This window comes from Bacillus sp. 103mf (assembly GCF_900116295.1).
Taxonomy (GTDB): Bacteria; Bacillota; Bacilli; order Bacillales; family Bacillaceae_G; genus Bacillus_A; species Bacillus_A bruguierae.
In genome coordinates this window covers 17386-36681 of the sequence record NZ_FPAF01000009.1, presented here as the reverse complement: position 1 = coordinate 36681, position 19296 = coordinate 17386, and the positions used below count along the sequence as shown (strand labels likewise).

The following is a 19296-nucleotide window of genomic DNA, read 5'->3' as shown; positions in this document are numbered from 1 at the left end:
TTTTATTGGCTTATGATAAACATGGGAGAATAATTGATAAAGGGGAAAATCGTATGGAGTCTGTTCAAAGCACATATACAATGGTTCGTTACCAAGGTGGGACATTTCATCAAAAAGATGATGAGGTTGTAACAGAATATCCACTTACAATTAAACTAAACGGTGAAGAATATGTAACAATTGTCTGTACACCCGATCATGTTGAAGATATGGTCGTTGGTTTCTTAGTATCAGAAGGTATTATTCCTTCCTATAAACACATTGAACAATTATGGATCCAAAAAGAAAAAGGATTTGCGCATGTCACAACAACGCAAACAAATCCACTCTATCAAACTTGCTATAACAAACGATATGTGACATCGTGCTGCGGGAAAAGCAGACAAGGCTTTGTCTTTGTAAATGATGCGGCAAAAGCCAAAACGATGCACGATATTCATATTACCTTGGGACCTGAAGATTGCTTTCGCCTCATGAATGATCTGCAGCAATCCTCTACTACTTTCCAAGAAACAGGTGGTGTACATAACACCGCATTATGTGATAAAAAACAAATTCTCGTTTCACGAATGGATATTGGTCGTCACAATGCTTTAGACAAAATTTACGGTTATTGCTTACGGAACAACATTTCGATAACAGGAAAAGTAATTGCCTTTAGCGGACGCATTTCATCTGAAATCTTACTTAAAGTTGCAAAAATCGGCTGTGAAATTGTCCTATCAAAATCCGCTCCGACAAAATTAGCTCTAGAACTTGCTCATGATTTAGGAATTACTGTCGTTGGCTTTATTCGCGGTGATTCTTGTAATATTTACACGCACCCAGAGCGAATTGAAAGGCATCAGTAAGCGTAAATAAAGCGATCAAAAGGTTTCTCATATGAGAAATCTTTTGATTTAAATTCATTTATTTTTCGACATCTTTGTCTAGCTCTCTTTGTTTAAAACATGGCACGTGGCAGAAAAGGGCACTGACCGTTTCTATGCACGGCCAGTTGCTCTCTCCATCCCTAAAAAAGAAAGAGGGTTTTTATGTCACTTTTTTACTTATATACGTATAGTTATAAAAATGTAACATATATACCTATTGAATAGTTAATAAAGTTAATATATAATTTCATTACATAAAAACCATTAGGAGGGTAACTGATATGAACATTCGTGTATTAACAAAAGAAGATGCAGATATATATTTACCGCTTTGCATAGAAGGATTAACTCAAAATCCAGAAGCATTTGGTTCCTCTTATGAAGATATTATGAAACAAAAAGATCCCGTTGCTGCCATTGCAAAACGGTTAGATAACCCTGAAAAGTTTACGATAGGTGCTTTTCAAGAAGATGAATTAATCGGTATTGCCACTCTTGAAATAAAACCACTTGTCAAACAAGAGCATAAGGCGAAAATTGGCTCTGTATATGTTTCTCCAAAAGCACGCGGTCTTGGTGCTGGAAGAGCGTTAATTGAAACTATCATTGAAAATGCCCCTAGATTAGATATAGAACAAATTATGCTTAATGTGGTTGTCGGAAATAAACCGGCAAAGAAACTATATGAATCACTGGGGTTCCAAACATTTGGTGTAGAAGAACGTGCTTTAAAATATAACGGACAATATTGGGATGAAGAGCATATGATGTTATTTCTCAATGCTTAAATCTTCTTTTAACATAAAAACACCCACTCTCCTGCAAATCTTGAAGTGGGTGTTTCTCATGTATCATTATTTTTACATTACAAAAGCCTCACACAATCGGTGCGAGGCTTTTTATCTATAACAAATCAATTTATTTTATAACAACCAAAAAAACTTTCTAGCACAAACAACGATAATCATCATTGATACCGCAATGCAGATTATAACTACATTTCGTTCTTGTTTCTGCTTTTCAAGGTCTTTTTTGTTCACTATCCAAATCCCCTTTATCTACATTCAAAAAAAAGCCGTGAGATAGAAATTTTTCTTATCCGATGCGAGGTGAATACGAAAAATGTTCTCTATCTCACGTACACAATAGAATGGAATTTGTCATTTTGAAATCAAAATGACATGACGTTATGTCGCAACATAGGGTATTTTTGTGCTGCTACATTGCTTATTATAAAAAAAAAATGTGCAAAAGTAGTGCATTTTTTATGGCAATTATCCTTTTCTTTACCATATGAACAGTGTTTTTTATAAAGTTCATGTAGAATAATATAAAGGAAACTTCTATTAGTGAGAGTTTGATTCTCTTATCTTTTCCTTCTAACTCTTAATACAGGATAAACATAAATAATGAAAACTTGAGGTGTACATCGTTATGGCAAAACTATTATTAGTAGATGACGAAGAACGCATGCTTCGCTTATTAGATTTATTCTTAAGTCCACGTGGACATTTTTGTATGAAAGTAACATCAGCCCAAGATGCTCTTGAACTCATTCAGCAAAAAGAATTTGATCTTATTTTGCTAGACGTGATGATGCCAAAAATGGACGGCTGGGAGGCTTGCTTTCAAATTCGCCAAATAAGTAACGTCCCCATTATTATGCTAACAGCGCGTAATCAAAATTATGACATGGTGAAAGGGCTCACATTAGGCGCTGACGACTATATTACAAAACCATTTGATGAGCAAGTATTAATTGCTCGTATAGAAGCTGTACTCCGTCGTACGAAGAAAGAGGGATTTGTAAACTTTAACGGCATTGAATGGGATAAAACTAGACATACCGTAACTGTATATAATGAAAAGCTCTCTCTTACGCCAATTGAGTTTTCCTTACTTGGACTCTTTTTACAAAATATAAACCGTGCTTATAGCCGTGATGAACTTATTGAAATAATATGGGGATTTCAAACAGATATTGAATATCGTACCGTTGATTCTCACATTCGTAATATACGTGAAAAGCTTCGAAAAGCAGGATTTCCTATCGAAGATTACCTAGAAACTGTTTATAAAATAGGTTACAAATGGAAAGGTGAATCCTCATAAAGTGAAACTTCCATCAGTGGGGGTTTTTCTTCATCCCCCACTGATGGAAAGCCCACCCAATCAAGCTCTTACGGGCAGTTATTTCCCACCTATCTTCTTTGTTTTTTCAGAATCTTGAGGCGGGAGTCTTACTGCCCTAAAGTAGCGGGATAAAAATAAAGTTCAACTAATCAGGCATATACTATATATATTCATTTTAATTTTTCGACAGCTTTGTCTAGCTCTGCAGAATACAACATGACCGCTACTTGCTTTCTTCTTTTGTTTTAACCTTGCATGTGGCAGGAAAAGGTCCTGACCGTTTCTATGCATGGCCAGATGCTCTCGCCCGCTAAAAAAAAAGAGCGTTTTTATGTCGATTTTTTATTTGTATTTATATAGCAGTTTTTCTTCTATCGAATTTCGTTGTTTCTTCATAACTTTACGGTAGAGAGCTTACTGCCTGTTAGTACAGGAAAAGGTTGTGAATCATAATGAATAAACTTTCTATAAAGCTTGGGACGTACTTTTTATTATTAGCTCTTTGCATTGAATCCGTACTATTTGTATCTTTTCATACAACACTAGCACAAATGCGTGTAGACGAAGAAACTACGGCCTTATTAGAAAAAGGAAATTGGTATTGTAACATTATAGAAAAGCGCTATAGAGAAGGAATTTTTGAACGTGTAGCAACGATGGAATCTAATTCTCCTGCTCATACAAAACTTGTCATTACAGATACAACAGGTCACATTATAGGTTCCTCTGATGCCATTACAAAAGACATGCGCAAACAACTTGACCAAAAGATTACGTACATTCCTAGAGGTGGAATGATAACAGAAGATCGCTGGAAAGAATCAAAATATATTTCAACAGTTAGCCCTATTGTAAAATATGGAGTAGTAACTGGCTATGTCCATATGTTTTTAGAAACTACATCTATAAAAGAAATGATTTTTCGATTAACAAAACAATTTATTACCATCGGTGCATTAACAGTAGCTCTCACAACAATTTTAGTATTTTTATTTTCAAGGGTCATTACAAACCCGCTTATTAAAATGAAGCGAGCAACTGAAAAAATGATGAAACAAAATGAGCCAATTACTTTAGGTATTAAAAGTAAAGATGAATTAGGAAGCTTAGCAGAAACAATTGAACGGCTTTCTAGTGAGTTAACATACATGAAAAAAGAACGAAACGAGTTTCTTGCAAGCGTTGCACATGAATTGCTAACCCCGCTTACATATGTAAAAGGATACACAAAAGTTGCAAAAAGAGAGTCTTTATCTAAAGAAGAACGGGAAGAATATTTACAAATCATTGAAGAAGAAACTGAAAATATTACTGAACTCGTACAAGACTTATTTGAACTTGCGCAGCTTGAACAACACCAATTTACGATAAAGAAACAGCCAATCGTACTGTTACCATTCGCCGAGCGTATGGTTGAAAAAATAAAACCATCTCTTAAAAAAAAGCAAATAGATATCTCTTTATATTGCCAAGAAGATTTATATGCTTGCATAGATGACCGTCGCATGGAGCAAGTCATGCTAAATTTATTACATAATGCACATCAGCATTCCCACGAAAATTCTCATATTACAGTACTTGTATTAAAAAAGGAGCATACTTTTCTTATACAAGTACAAGATGAAGGAGAAGGAATTCCAAGTGAAGACTTACCACATATTTTTGACCGCTTCTATCGAGTTGATAAATCTCGAACACGAGCAACTGGCGGAAAAGGTATTGGTTTAGCTGTTGCAAAAGAAATTGTAGAATTACATGGTGGTTCTATACATGTAACAAGCGAAGTCGGAATCGGAACTACATTTACTATAGAATTGCCTATCAAGTAGCTATTTTTCATTTATATATAAATGAAAGTTGGAAAACCGACATATAAACCCTTTTCTTTTTAGATAGACGAGAGCATCTGGCCATGCATAGTAGCGGGCAGGGCCTTTTTCTGCCACGGGCGAGGGTTCAAACAAAGGAAGAAAACAAGCGCAGGCTATTTGTTTCTCCATAGCAGTGGCTTTTATGTTAAAAAATTAAAATGGATTTTATATATAAATACCAATTGAAACACCAACATATAAACCCTTTTCTTTTTAGATAGACGAGAGCATCTGGCCATGCGTAGTAGCGGGCGGGGCCCCTGCCATGGGCACGGGTTAAAACAAAGGGAGCAAACGAGTGCAGACCACTTGTTTCTCCATAGCAGTGGCTTTTATGTTAAAAAATTAAAATGGATTTTATATATAAATACCAATTGAAACATCAACATATAAACCCTTTTCTTTTTAGATAGACGAGAGCATCTGGCCATGCATAGTAGCGGGCGGGGCCCTTTTCTGCCACGGGCGAGGGTTCAAACAAAGGGAGAAAACAAGTGCAGGCTACTTGTTTCTCCATAGCAGCGGCTTTCATGTAGAAATATTAAAATGGATTTATATATCGAGCCTATTTTTTGAAAGTATGATGATTTTAATATAAAATATAGCATTACCACCAAAGAATTGGAGGACGATACAATTGGAAATTCGTGTATTAACGAAAAAAGATGCAGAAATTTATTTAGCACTTCGTGTCGAGGGATTAAAACAAAATCCAGAAGCGTTCAGTTCTTCTTATGAAGATATTATTAATAAGGAAGATCCTGTTGAATATAAAGCGCAAATATTAGACCAAAATGAAAATTACACGCTCGGTGCTTTTAAAGACGACGATTTAATTGGCGTGGCAACTTTAGAAACAAAATCATTTTTAAAGCAAGAACATAAAGCGAAAATTGGTTCTGTTTATGTCTCTCCAAAAGCGCGTGGAATGGGCGCCGGGAAAGCACTTATGCAAGCAACAATTGAAAAAGCAAAAGAATTAGAAGTAGAACAACTTATGCTTGATGTTGTCGTTGGCAATGAAGGTGCAAAAAAGCTCTATGAATCGTTAGGATTTAAAACATTTGGCGTACAAGAACGTTCGTTAAAATATAATAACCAGTATTGGGATGAAGAGCATATGGTGTTGTTTTTACATGAAGAAAACAAATAGGGAAAAGGGACTTGTTTTTAAAAGTCCCTTTTCCTATACCTTCAACTAAACCATGCTTTTCCAAGCAATTGAACCGCTTCCTCAATTTCTTCCTCAGATAAAATAGCAAAGCCAAGCAAGATTGTTTTATTATCAGCTTTCATCTCATCATAGTACGTAGAAACTGGATATACTTTTATACTATATGCTGCCGCTTTCTCAATAAGCTCTTGCTCTGTCATCCCATTATTTACTCGTAATAATATGTGCAGCCCAGAATCTTGGCCAAGTATTTCTACGCATTTCGGAAAATATGTTGAAATTGCTGAAACCAATGTATCCCTCTTCTTACGATACACAACTCTCATTTTATGAATATGCTTTTCCCAATGTCCGCCTTCGAGAAATCGTTTCACAATCTCTTGATCAATGCGCGATACAGTCTGCGTATGAAAGAAATATTCTTTTTGATATACTTCAATAAGTGTTTTTGGAAGCACCATATAACTGATACGTAACGATGGAAGTAACGCTTTTGAAAAAGTACTCATATAAATAACCTTTCCATTTGGATCTAACCCTTGGAGAGCTGGAATTGGTTTTCCTGAATATCGAAATTCACTATCATAATCGTCTTCTACAATATAACGTCCTTCCTCTTTCTCTGCCCAATGCAAAAGCTGCATTCTTCTCGAAGCCGGCATAATCATTCCGCATGGAAATTGATGAGATGGTGTCACAAATACCACATCTGCATCCCTTTCTTCCAAACTCGATATCATAATCCCATCTTCATCAAGCGGCAGCATTTCCACATGTTCCGCTCCTTTTTCACACGTAACCATTTTCCGGTGGTATCCTGGATTCTCTACTGCAAATGTACTCTCTTTTAACAATTGAAATAGCATTCTTATTAAATATTGCGTTCCTGCCCCAATGATGATTTGACTTGGTGAACATTGTACACCGCGCGATTCATACATGTATTGCGCAATTTCTTTTCTTAATCCAAGTTCACCTTGTGGATGCCCAAGCAGTAGTACTTGCTTATTCTCAACTTGTAGTACTTCATTTGCCAATTTGCGATATAAGGCAAATGGAAATGAGCGAGCATCAACACCTGTATGCGTAAAATCAAATGCATAGTCACGATCATAACAAAATATTTCTTCTACATCGTGCATCTTTTCTTTCACATGCAATACACTTTGTTCCACTTCACATACAAAATAGCCTTTACGCGAGACAGACTCTATATACCCTTCCGCAATAAGCTGACTGTAAGCAGCTTCAATTGTATTTTTACTAATTTGTAAATATTGAGCTAATTTACGCTTAGATGGTAATTTCGTATGAGGCTTTACATTTCCAGATTTCATTTCCTCTTTCATGTAGTTATATAGTTGTACATATAGTGGTTCTTTACTATGAACATCAAGTTTTGGCGTTAATTCTAACATACAAACTGACCCCTTTATTTTATAGAAAACTGATACTTTTGATGGTATCAGAGATTATATATAATACTTTCATGCTTATCATTTCTATTAAATAAAATCAAGAGCTTTCACACAAAGGAGGATACATCATGAAATCATCGCGACGCCTCGGTTTAATGATGATTATTAGCGGAGCGACATTATGGGGACTATCTGGCCCTATGATTCAATGGCTATTTCATCATACCGAACTATTATCTAGTGACTTTTTAGTCATTCGTCTCCTATTAGCAGGCATGTTTATTTTATGTTCCTTACTATTTACAAAACAAAATATACTTGGAATTTGGAGGTATCCACGTCATTGGATTCAACTGCTAATTTTTTCAGTTGCTGGCATGCTTGGTGCTCAGTATGCATTCATTGAAACCGTTCATATAAGCAATGCTGTAACTGCGACATTATTTCAATTTCTCGGTCCAGTTCTTATTACTATTTACGTTGCGCTGCAGCACAAAAGACTTCCCTCCACTACGCAATTCATAGCAATCATAGCTGCATTAGCGGGGACGTATTTCCTTATTACCAACGGATCAATTGAAAATATTATTCTTTCTAAACAAGCAATATTATTTGGTATTTTAACAGCAATCGGTTTTGCTTTTTACACACTCCATCCTGCTTCGCTTATTAAACAGTGGGGGACATCGGTAATTGTCGGTTGGGGGATGTTACTCGGGGGAATTTCCTTGTTTCTATATAATCAGGAATCTCATTTTCAACATATAGCGAATACATTAACAATGAGTACATTTTCTATGCTTATGCTCATCATTATAAGTGGTACACTTTCTTTCCTTCTCTATATCGGTAGTCTAAACTATTTATCTGCAACAGAAACGAGTATTTTATCAAGTATTGAACCACTCGTAGCAGCTGTTGTTTCGATTATCTGGTTGAATGAGTCGTTTGGAACATATCAATTATTAGGCGGCGCTTTCATTATTGTCGCAGTAATTTTTTTGACCCTGCCAGAAAAAGAAGTAAAACCAACATTAGCAACCGAACACATGTAAAAGAAAATAACAAGTCATAGCATAAAAAAAGAGATAAGGTTTCATTATTGTTTGAATTCCTTATCTCTTTTTCTTTCCTACATTAATAGGCGGATCTTTCCTATTTAACTGAATATACTTTTTGACTTGGCAATTCTAAACAGTTCAGCTGGCCGCCGTATACAGCCCCGCCATCAATACCAATGATACGATTTCCGCCAAAATACACGCCAAAATTCTCGTTATCACCGTGAAGAAGTTTCGTTTCTGTATGCCCAAAGACAACGGTCTTCTCACCATTATATCCATTATGAAACTCATTTCTAATCCACATCAATGTATGCGCATCTGTTTCAGAAATAGGTGTCATTGGTTGTACGCCCGCATGAACAAAAATGTACTCATCTGTTTCAATATAGTGGTCTAATCCTTGGATAAATTCTAAATGTTTCTCTAACACTTCAGAATGTAACTGCGGTCTTATAAATTCCTCTTCATTTACAGCAATATCACTTTCAGAAAAACCGTAGCTATGTAACGTTTGATCCCCTCCATTTCTCTTTACCCAATGATTCCAAAACTTTTCTTCCTCTGTCGTTAAAGCTTTTATCATCATATCTTCATGATTCCCTTTTAAGACAAACGCGCCGGCTTCTTTTAATTGCATCACTTTTTCAATTACTTCTTTAGCATTCGGACCACGATCTACATAATCTCCTAGCAAAATGAGTTGATCCTCTTTTGAAGTGTATTCAACTTTTTCTAATAACATTTCAAATCTCTCTAGTTCACCATGAATATCACTGATCACAAGCGTCCTTCTCATATGTATTTCCTTCTTTCTAATTTATAAAAGTTAATTTATATTATAGAGAGACTTTATTAATATCGCAATTTTCTAACTAGAAAGATATTGTTAAAATAAAAGACTAGCATCTATTTAGATGCTAGTCTTTTCCACATACTTCTTGTATGATTGGTGTTTTGATCTTTACAGCAATCATACAATTTAATTGTTTTGCGTCCTGTAAAACAGTATTTTTCATACAATCCGCCAAAAATAACTTAACTTTTAAAAGGAAGATTATACTTTGCCAACCATTCCTTCATAACATTCAATAATTCCTCTTGAATCCTTTTATTCACAAGCCCTTTATATTCTTTCATTAACCCTAGCATTGTATGATCTTTATCAACTTCTCGTAAAATGTGGTTCATATTAGGAATGATATGCCACTCCGCCTCACCTGCTGCATATTCCGCAATATCCCTTGCCTGCTCTGGCGGTACTTGTATATCCTTATCTCCAGTAATCGCTAAAACAGGACATTCAACTCTTTCTAAATACTCTACGACATTGTATTGAAATTGTTCACGTATCCACTTTGCATTTATCTTTACTCCTTTAATTCGCATAACAGGCTTTGAGGATTGTTGTATTTTTTCCATAACTGCTTCATTTTGTTTCTGCATACGTTGTGGAAGTTTTAAAAAACGGTATAGCCATCCTCGAAATCCGGATGCTGCTTCTAATTCTTTAACTGCCATTTTCATTTGTTTTGGCAGTAATGTTTTTGAAGGTTCAGCCGCACCGCTAAGTAGAATTAAATTGGCCACCGATTCTCTTACATAAATAGCGGGCGCAAGTAAAGCTCCTTCACTATGACCTACAATTACAATTCGCTTTGGATCAATTTGCGGATGCTCCTTTAAAAAACGTACACAAGCGACTCCATCATCAATTAAATCTGTAACACCTGTTTCATAATAATTCCCTTCACTTTTATGCGTACCACGCTTATCATAACGAAAAGTCGCAAATCCTAACGAAGTGAAATAGTCCGCTAAGTCTTTATATAAACGTAGTGGTAAACCGCGAACATTTCCATCCCGATCCCCTTTTCCTGTTCCACCAATAAGTAAAATAGCTGGATATGTTGCTGCATCATATGCTGGAATTGTTAACGTTCCTTGAAGTGAAACTATACTTTCAATTGTAACGAACAATTCTTTCCCCATATTGTTTATTCTCCCTTCTTATTTCTTTCAGGAATAATAATTGTTGAAATCGTTCTTCGCTTTCGCTCTGGAGATGGTTTACGCTCCATCGCTTTAAAAAATACTCCACTCATTTCCTCTGCAAACTCTTTAAATTCCTCATCACTCATATAAAAACTTGCTTGCCGATATCCGACTCCATCTTTTTCGAAATCGACATGATCTTGCTGCAAGTAATCTTTAAAACTTGCCATAATATGGGTGACAAACATCATAAAATATTGCATATGTTCTTCTTTCGTTACGTCTTGTAAATCCTTTTGTGAAACACTAGCCATACTGTGATTCAAGGCATATAACTTTTCAACCGTTCCTCGTATTTGCGTTTCCTGAGCAACTTGTAATATATGTGCTGTCGTCAGTTTTTCTAAGTGGCGATATAACGTCGCTTGTGGAATATGCGGTAACTTTTTTGCAAGCTGCTTTGCTGTTAATTTCTCTCCTCCGATAAATTCTTGAATCAATTGAAAACGGATCGGATGAAACAGAATATCCATCTTTTTTTCTTTCATGTATCTACACCTATCCCTTTTATTACATCTTATGATTATATTATCAAAAATGATAACAAAAATACATACAAAACAATCTTTAATTAATATTAAAAATATTGATGGATAACAATAAATAGAACCCTTCGGTATATCATTTTTCATTACAAAAAAAAACGAGTACTTGTATACCTACACACATACTCGTTTTTGTCTTTTTTATATTTTAATAAAATAAAGTGAAACTTCTGTCAGTGGGGGTTTTCTTCATCCCCCACCTATCTTCTTTGTTTCTCTCTGAATCTTGAGGTGGGGGTCTTACTGCCCACGAATAGCGGGATAAAACTTATTCACAGCCCGTTATTAACAAGTCATCTTCTACTTTACACAATACTGTATTCGTATCTACTTCCTGTCCAACTACTACATCTACAGACAATACATTTCCACTAATCCCAACCGCTGCTTCTTCTAATATCCCTTTATTATTTCTAATAATAAGTAGCTTTTCCCATTCATATACATAAGACTTTTCATTAATTAACACTTCTTCTACTACTCCATTACATGGGCTATAAATGCTTTCAATAACTGCTTTCATACGAGCTCTACTCCTTGCTTTCCTATTCAAAATCTCATTTTCCTCACCCATTCTATCACTGTTATTTCAGATCTTTTATATTTTAAAAGATTTGAATTGTATTACATTTTCTAGTTAGCTATACTAAAATAGTAAACCCTCTAGACACACTAGAGGGTTTACTATTTAAATCCATTTTCATTTTTCAACATATAAGTCGCTATACCGAATACAACATGCCCCTGTACTTTTGTTTTAAACATCGCATGTAGAAGGAAAAAGCCCTGACCGTTTCTATGCACGGCCAGATGCTCTCGTCCCCCTAAAAGGAAAGGGGATTTTTATGTTGTTTTTTTAACCTGTATATATTTTTTACTGCTCACTATTTTCCTTTTTACTTTCTTCCCCTACTTGTACAACGGACTTCTCACTAACAGGTTGCTGCGTTGTACTTTTTCCCGCAAAACTTTCCAGCAATTCTTTTAAATCAATACCGGAAGAAGCCTTCAAAGTTTCTTGCATCGTTGCCATCAAGTCAGTCGCATAGCCTGCAACTTTACCAGCTCCGCTGTTTTTTCCACCGCCGCCGGTATCCACAACAGTAATTTTATCAATATTACTAAGCGGGCTTGCAATCTCCTTCGCATAGCTTGGTAACATTTTCAGTACCATATCCATAATTGCTGCTTGACCGTATTGTTCAAATGCTTCAGCAATTTTTTGTTTTGCTTCTGCTTCTGCAAGACCTTTTAGTTTAATAACATCCGCTTCTGCTGTACCTTGCGCCTTTTGTATTTCTGCTTTTGCTAAACCTTCAACACGTACTTCTTCTGCACGTGCTCTTGCTTCTGCTTCAATTTTATACTGCTCAGCATCTGCTTTTTTTATTTGTTTCACTTTTTCTGCTTCTGCAGCTTGCTCAACTGCATAACGATCAGCGTCTGCTTTTTTCTTCACTTCTGCATCGTATTGCTTTTCACGACGAGCAATTTCTTTTTCTTCTAATTCAATTTGTCTTTCACGCTCAATAATTTTCACACGCATTTGCTCTTCTGTTACACCTTGCTGCGCCTTCGCTTGCTGTAACTCATAGGAAAGGTCTGCATCAGCACGTGCTTGTTCTTGCTCTTTTTTGTATGCTTGCACCTTTAATTCTTTATATTTCTCTGCTTCAGCAATTTGCGCATCACGCTGATACTCTGCTTCTTTTGCTTCTTTTTCGGCACGCGCTTTCTCAATTCGTGCTTCTTTTTCTCGTTCTGCGTTTGCAATTTGCGCATCACGTTTTACTGTCGCAATTTGCGGCTGACCAAGCGCATCTAAATATCCATTTTTATCACTAATTTCTTTAATCGTAAATGATACAATGCGCAGCCCCATTTTCTTCAAATCAGTAGAAGCAACTTCATGTACTTTCTGGGCAAACTGTTCCCTGTTACTATACGCGTCTTCTACTGTCATCGAAGAAAGAATTGCTCGTAAATGTCCTTCTAACACTTCTTTTGCCTCTACCTTCAGTTCTTCTGTTTCTTTTCCTAAATATTGTTCTGCTGCTGTTGATACTTCCTCAATTGTAGAACCCACCTTAATAATAGAAACACCATTTACTGTTACCGGAACACCTTGCTTCGTATATGTATCACGTGTTCCTACTTCTAACTTATAGTTTAATAGGCTAAGAGGTTCTGCTTGTTGCATAATCGGCACAACAAATGTACCGCCGCCGCGAATAATTTTAATCTTCTTGCCATCATCTGTTGTAACAACATTTTTTCCGCTTCCTAAACCACTTCCCGTTACAATCAACGCTTCATCGGGTCCAACCGTTCGATATTTCGTAATAAAGATTAAAATCAGAATAGCTAATATCGCTAACAAAACACCGCCAATAATTAATGGAACCATAGTAACTCCTCCTTATCATTTCGGTTTCTTTAAAGAAATTGCTAAATTTTGTACAAGTAAAACACCGTCTTGCACTGCCTCAACAATGACATAAGATCCTTGTAAAATATCTTTCTTTCCTATCGTCTTAGCTGGCATCGCATTATTGCCAAATTGAGAAGCCAGCAAAACCTCACCTAGCCCTTCTTTCGGAATCGTTATAATCACTTCTCCCTTGCAACCAATAAATTCTTCCATGCGGTGCATTGTATTTTGCTCCGCTTTAGAAATTGGAGCTAAAACAAGCATTTTCACTGTAATCACACCAACAAGTGCAAGAAAAAAAGAAATAACAAAAATAGAAATACTGCTCCATGGAAATATATATTCTAATATGTAACCAAATCCACATAGCATCGCAAGAAAACTAAATAAAAGTGTAAAAGGCGAAGTGGCTCCGCTTGATATACTAAAAAGGGATTCTAAAATATCACCGAAAAGCAAATAAAGAATGGCAATAGCTGCAGTTATAATAAGCCCATATAAATAGATTGTTTCAATTGGAAAGTTAAATAACATACTGCTTCACTCCTTTCAACATAAGTGAAACTTGTTAACAGGTTCTTATTTAATATATATTCTCCCCTCCTTTGTTATCTTAATTTTCAGTTATTTTTTAAAAAAAGAGCCTTATACTGCAGACTCCAAAAAAGAACAGGAGAAAGCTACGTTGACAGCCTCCTCCTGAAAATAAACTACTATATTATATATTTTATATAATATAAGATTTTACATAAAAAGTAAAGTCATATATATATTGGAAATTATTTTTACAATCCACTCGCCTTCTCCTTTTGTTTTAAACCTGGCATGTGGCAGAAATAGGCCCTGACTGCTTCTATGCACAGCCAGATGCTCTCACCCACCTAAAAAGAAAAAGGGTTTTTATGTCGATTTTTTAATTTGTATTTATATGGCCTCTTACTCGATAATTTACCACTTGGCTGTTACTTTATAGATGAACTTCTTTTAAACGACCACCTGACAGAAATGAACACTTTTTGTTAAATAAGAGTGAACACATTTCTGGAAATTTGTTCACAACTAGGATCGCTTGACATGGAGCCTATGCGCACAAGCTGTTCTTGTAAAAGCTGCATCATATAAGGAAATTTGCAAGGCCATCCAGCCTATCATGCACGCCTCTCCATGTAAAGCGAGTGCTGCGAACTGGAAAAAAGTGTTCAGCCTTATCAAGCAGTAAAGTGTTCAATCTTATTTAGCGGTTACACAAAATCTTCGTCATGCTTCACGTACCATAAAAAGTATAGAAACCATTCATGCCATTTATAAACAAAAGCACAGGCTTCAAACAAACTGTGCTTTTTCAGCGTATAAAGAATTACAAAAATTAATAACGGCTACATAACATTTAGCAGCAATCATCTCAACCGTTTTGTGTGTGAAGAAACTTTGCAACAGAACCTCCCAGTTTTATAGATTCCTTGCACCAGAACCCGTTTTTCTGTCGGGATCCCTATAAAAAATCACATAGAAAAACCAGCCTCTCTACAAACATATACTTTCAGTTGATGAATGTGTACGCTATCCCCTTTTACAGATAACAATCTTTTAAAAAAATTCATGTTATCTGCATTTAATCTTTACATAAAACTTTTATCCTAAAAGTATACCCAGTAGGTATGACAAAATTTATAGACGGTTAAGCAAAGAGAATTTTATCAATTTACCGTATGCATTTATATTTTGTAGGTGGTTTGTAACGCTCACGATATTATTTTTATTTTTAAAAAATCTATTAAATTGTAAACATATTATCAAAAGCAAGTTGATCCAAAGGGGATTTTTTTATGAACAAAAAAATGATTATATTTCCTATACTGATTTTTATATGTATTACATCGATCTATTTTTTATTCAGTCCAAGAGTAAAAGGAACAATGTATGAAGATACATTATCGAAAAAAGATCAAATTTCAATTTTAATAAATAGAATCATTTCGTAGAAAATCTAAAACTAAAGGTTACTAGAAAGGACATACTAGAATGTTTACAAAAGGACTAAAAATAACGGTGATTATATCAATAGTTGCTTGTATCACACTAGGAATTTTTATGTTTCAATTCTTCACATCACCTGCCAAAGGGGTAATGAACCAAGAAAATACTGTTCAACTGGCAAGTGAGCAAACAAAAGGAGAAATGAAAAAAACAACACCAGATCAATACAATGGTCGGGTTCGTAAAGTAGCATACTTAACATTTGATGATGGACCAAGTCAATTTCAAAAAGAAATCTTAGATATTTTAAAGAGTAATAATATAAAAGGAACGTTCTTTATGATTGGTGGAAATATCCCAGCTCATAAAGAAAGCGTAAAACGCTTAGTAAATGAAGGTCACTATCCAGGTGTTCATAGTATGACACACGATAATAAAAAGCTGTATATCCAAGGCAAATTTGTTGAAGAAATGCAACAAGCGCAAAACATCATGAAAGAAGTAACTGGAATTCATCCAAATCTTGTTCGTTGTCCGTATGGGAGTATGCCCGGACTTAAACAGGAATTACGGGATAAAATGGTAAGTGTCGGCATGAAAGAGTGGGATTGGACAATAGATTCTTTAGATTGGAAGTTCCCAGGAAATCCAGATGCTGTGGTTCAAAAAACAATTTCTCAGGTGGGTCAAAATCGCGAAGTCATTTTAATGCATGAAAAATCACAGACAGTGCAGGCATTACAAAGAATTATTAATGACCTTCGTAATAAAGGTTATGAATTTGAAGTGTATGATGAAACATCTCATTTCCCATTAAATTTTTGGAAAGATGATCGTATCTAAGTAGGAGGAATTGCAGTTGATATATAGAAAAATAGCACTTATAACAGCCCTATCTGTAACCTTGTTGTCAGGCTGTTTAGGACAAAAACCAGAAGCAAATTTGTATGTAGCATTTGAAAGTGCTACAAAACAAGAAAAGACAATGTTTGAAGATACGAAAAAATTAGCAGCATTAGAAAAGCAAGGACAAGAGTTATATACGCAAATTACAATTGAAGGAAAAGAAAATAATCAAGTAGTGAAAGAAAAGTTAGATCAAGCTGTAACAAATATACATGACCGTAAAAAAATATTAGAGAAAGAAAAAACCGCCTTAGACAATGCACAAAAAGAAGTGAAGTCTGTTGATAACTATATAAAGAAATTAGAAGATAAGAAATTACAAGAACAGGCAGAAGAAGTTCAAGATATGTATAGAAATCGCGCTGATTCTTTCAAAAAATTGTATAATAGTTATAAAAAATCATTACAATTAGAAGAAGAACTGTACAAAATGCTACAAGCGAAAGATGAAAAACTTAAATCAATTAATGAGAAAATAAAAACTATCAATCAATCTTATGAACAAATTCATTTAGAAAAGGATAGATTTAATAAATACACGAATGAGTATAATCAGAAGAAATTAGCCTTTTATAAACAAGCAAATATTAAAATTAAAGAAATTAAAAAATAAAACGATTGTAAAAGACGAAGTGTATTGTGAGAGTTTTTTATAATTCAAACCTCAAAAGCCAAATTCTTGCTAATCAAGAGCAATTTGGCTTTTTGTGTTCAGTAGTCATTTTAATTAGATTCAGGATATGAAGTATTAGAAGCAATAGATGGGAAAGACATTAACCTGACTCATATGTAATGCAAAATCAAGGTATAGTCATTACGAGAGAACAGTTAATTACAAAAATATGGAGCTATGAATTTGTTGATGATGATTGTATAGTAAATAGTCACATTAGTACATTGCGAAATAAATGGGGAGATAAATCTAAGAGTGTTATAATCATTGTTCGAGCAGTTTGTAAACCGGAGGATAAAGTATGAAAAGAGGAATTGTATTAAAATTATTTATGTTAACAACAGTGTTATGTATGTTGATCTTGGCAACCATTTTTGTTGGACAAACGATATTCTTTAAGCAATTTTATGCGAATAAAAAAGTAGATGATATCAAAACAAACATGAAATCTTTTGAAACAGATTATTTAAATAGTGGCGGAAATTCACAAGTCATCCAAAAGTTAGAACAAGATTTTTATCGAGAACATAATACATGGATCACAACATTAGATACTAATGGGAACTTAAAGAATGTAAATGATTTTTATATAGAAGTAAAATTAGATCAGTCTAAAAATAAAGAAAATCAATTTGCTAATTCTACAATGACCATACCTCTTTATAATTTCAAGGTTGCGGACGATCATGCGAGGAATATTTCAAATGAAATATTCCCTTTAGGAGAAACAGTTACTTTGAGGGGTATAGAAAAAAATGCTACATTTATTCCTTATTATGTATTCTTCAAAACAGAAACTCCAAATTTGGTAAATACGACATTAGAAAAAAAAATGAATGAACTTGGTGAAGAACTTAAAAATAAATATAGTTCTAAAGAGAAGCTTGAACATACAAAAGAACTTGATGAACAAGTACCTCAAAAATATATAGAAGGGAAAATTACAAAGGTTCAACTTTCGGCTGACAGTACACAATCGAATTTTGTTTATACAAATAACTTGTTTATGGAAAGGATACAAGAGTTTCAGGCAGACTTATTGCTAAATGAAAAGAGTACTAACTATGATTCATTACAAGAAATCAATTATGAGCAAAATGATATTAAATATAAGCTCATAATCAAACCGATAAAAGATAAGAACGGTGCAATAACATACATTTTTTCAATGACTTCGTTGCAGCCCGTTGATGAAGCTGTACACATGATACAAGAGTATTATGTCTATATTATTATATTTGTGTTGCTTCTTATTTTTCTAGCTTCTTTTTACTATTCAAAAAAGATTGCAAGTCCCTTATTACAAATAAACAAGACAACCAGGAAAATTGCAAACTTAGATTTCTCGGAAAGGGTTCCAGTCATGTCAAAAGATGAAATTGGTGATTTATCTCAAAATATTAATGTACTTTCAAATACATTACATTCACATATTGAGCAATTGCAACTAGACATAGAGAAAGAAAAAAAATTAGAACATACAAGAAAAGAATTTATTTCAGGAGTATCGCATGAGTTAAAGACACCTCTAAGTATTATGAAAAGTTGTATTTCTATCTTAAAAGATGGTGTTGCAAGTCATAAGAAAGAGTATTACTTTAAGGCAATGGAAAAAGAAGTGGATAAGATGGACATGTTAATTGTGGATATGCTTGAGTTAGCAAAATTTGAATCTGGTACGTATAAAATGCAGATGGATGTTTTTTGCATTGAAAAGGCCATTACGCATATATGTGAACAATTATCTTTGGAGATAACAAAAAAGCAATTACATGTTCACACACATCTTGCTGCAACTGAAGTCATTGCAAATCATCGTCGTATGGAACAAGTAATCACAAACTTTATCACGAATGCTATTCGTTATACGCCAGAAAAAGAGGATATTATTATTTCTACAATAGATGAGCCAAGTCGTATAAAAGTTTGCATCGAAAATAAAGGCGCCCATATTGAAGAAGATCAATTAGATAAAATTTGGGATCGTTTTTACCGGGTTGATACAGCACGTCATCGCTCACAAGGTGGGACAGGACTTGGACTTGCTATTTCAAAAAACATTTTAGAACTTCATGGAGCAGAGTATGGGGTAAATAATACAGTTGATGGCGTGTTGTTTTATTTCTATTTACAGAAAAAAGTGTAGAACGGAGATTCTACACTTTTTTTCATTTATTTTG

17 protein-coding genes and 1 pseudogene are annotated in these 19296 nt (G+C 34.6%); 11 read left to right on the top strand and 7 right to left on the bottom strand.

What is annotated here, in order from left to right; translation table 11 throughout:
* The first annotated feature begins 53 nt into the window (after positions 1–53).
* The 5 genes from fdhD to BM350_RS18025 all read left to right on the top strand — a co-directional run bounded on the left by fdhD (position 54) and on the right by BM350_RS18025 (position 6029).
* Positions 54–851: a formate dehydrogenase accessory sulfurtransferase FdhD gene (gene fdhD, locus BM350_RS18050; RefSeq protein WP_090918832.1), complete on the top strand. Its 798-nt coding sequence runs from the start codon at positions 54–56 to the stop codon at positions 849–851.
* A 302-nt stretch (positions 852–1153) separates the two neighbouring features.
* Positions 1154–1660, top strand: coding sequence for a GNAT family N-acetyltransferase (locus BM350_RS18045; protein ID WP_090918830.1), 507 nt, complete (start codon positions 1154–1156; stop codon positions 1658–1660).
* A 646-nt stretch (positions 1661–2306) separates the two neighbouring features.
* Complete coding sequence (locus BM350_RS18035) at positions 2307–2984, top strand: response regulator transcription factor (protein ID WP_090918828.1); 678 nt, start codon at positions 2307–2309, stop codon at positions 2982–2984.
* Positions 2985–3457: 473 nt separating this feature from the next.
* Positions 3458–4834, top strand: coding sequence for a HAMP domain-containing sensor histidine kinase (locus BM350_RS18030; protein ID WP_090918826.1), 1377 nt, complete (start codon positions 3458–3460; stop codon positions 4832–4834).
* Positions 4835–5513: 679 nt separating this feature from the next.
* The gene (locus BM350_RS18025; protein ID WP_090918824.1) at positions 5514–6029 is read left to right on the top strand and encodes a GNAT family N-acetyltransferase; all 516 of its coding nucleotides are present in this window, start codon (positions 5514–5516) and stop codon (positions 6027–6029) included.
* Positions 6030–6070: 41 nt separating this feature from the next.
* Here BM350_RS18025 and BM350_RS18020 read toward each other — a convergent pair whose 3' ends face one another.
* Positions 6071–7468, bottom strand: coding sequence for a MocR-like pyridoxine biosynthesis transcription factor PdxR (locus BM350_RS18020; RefSeq protein ID WP_090918823.1), 1398 nt, complete (start codon positions 7466–7468; stop codon positions 6071–6073).
* A 128-nt stretch (positions 7469–7596) separates the two neighbouring features.
* Here BM350_RS18020 and BM350_RS18015 point away from each other — a divergent pair, with 128 nt between their 5' ends.
* Positions 7597–8523, top strand: a complete 927-nt coding sequence (locus BM350_RS18015) for a DMT family transporter (protein ID WP_090918821.1) — start codon at positions 7597–7599, stop codon at positions 8521–8523.
* A 100-nt stretch (positions 8524–8623) separates the two neighbouring features.
* On the opposite strand, the gene BM350_RS18010 is transcribed toward BM350_RS18015, so the two are convergent.
* From BM350_RS18010 to BM350_RS17985, 6 genes are all read right to left on the bottom strand, one after another.
* On the bottom strand, positions 8624–9328 hold the full coding sequence (locus BM350_RS18010) for a metallophosphoesterase family protein (RefSeq protein ID WP_090918819.1): 705 nt from the start codon (positions 9326–9328) through the stop codon (positions 8624–8626).
* 239 nt (positions 9329–9567) lie between these two features.
* On the bottom strand, positions 9568–10521 hold the full coding sequence (locus BM350_RS18005) for an alpha/beta hydrolase family protein (RefSeq protein WP_090918817.1): 954 nt from the start codon (positions 10519–10521) through the stop codon (positions 9568–9570).
* Between the two features lie 5 nt (positions 10522–10526).
* The gene (locus BM350_RS18000; RefSeq protein WP_090918815.1) at positions 10527–11072 is read right to left on the bottom strand and encodes a helix-turn-helix domain-containing protein; all 546 of its coding nucleotides are present in this window, start codon (positions 11070–11072) and stop codon (positions 10527–10529) included.
* Between the two features lie 325 nt (positions 11073–11397).
* Complete coding sequence (locus tag BM350_RS17995) at positions 11398–11652, bottom strand: hypothetical protein (RefSeq protein WP_090918813.1); 255 nt, start codon at positions 11650–11652, stop codon at positions 11398–11400.
* A gap of 351 nt (positions 11653–12003) precedes the next feature.
* Positions 12004–13536: a flotillin family protein gene (locus BM350_RS17990; RefSeq protein WP_090918810.1), complete on the bottom strand. Its 1533-nt coding sequence runs from the start codon at positions 13534–13536 to the stop codon at positions 12004–12006.
* A 15-nt stretch (positions 13537–13551) separates the two neighbouring features.
* Complete coding sequence (locus BM350_RS17985) at positions 13552–14094, bottom strand: NfeD family membrane protein (protein ID WP_090918808.1); 543 nt, start codon at positions 14092–14094, stop codon at positions 13552–13554.
* Between the two features lie 712 nt (positions 14095–14806).
* Here BM350_RS17985 and BM350_RS27670 point away from each other — a divergent pair.
* The 5 genes and pseudogenes from BM350_RS27670 to BM350_RS17955 all read left to right on the top strand — a co-directional run.
* Positions 14807–14944 (top strand): annotated as a pseudogene (locus BM350_RS27670) (IS6 family transposase); the annotation flags it as partial.
* Between the two features lie 638 nt (positions 14945–15582).
* Positions 15583–16380 (top strand): peptidoglycan-N-acetylglucosamine deacetylase, encoded by a 798-nt coding sequence (locus tag BM350_RS17970; RefSeq protein ID WP_090918806.1) that lies wholly within the window; start codon positions 15583–15585, stop codon positions 16378–16380.
* Positions 16381–16396: 16 nt separating this feature from the next.
* Positions 16397–17056: a YkyA family protein gene (locus BM350_RS17965; RefSeq protein ID WP_090918805.1), complete on the top strand. Its 660-nt coding sequence runs from the start codon at positions 16397–16399 to the stop codon at positions 17054–17056.
* A gap of 179 nt (positions 17057–17235) precedes the next feature.
* Positions 17236–17421: a helix-turn-helix domain-containing protein gene (locus tag BM350_RS17960; RefSeq protein WP_090918803.1), complete on the top strand. Its 186-nt coding sequence runs from the start codon at positions 17236–17238 to the stop codon at positions 17419–17421.
* Positions 17418–19262, top strand: a complete 1845-nt coding sequence (locus tag BM350_RS17955; RefSeq protein ID WP_090918801.1) for a sensor histidine kinase — start codon at positions 17418–17420, stop codon at positions 19260–19262. Before BM350_RS17960 ends, BM350_RS17955 begins: the two co-directional genes overlap by 4 nt.
* Positions 19263–19296 lie beyond the last annotated feature (34 nt).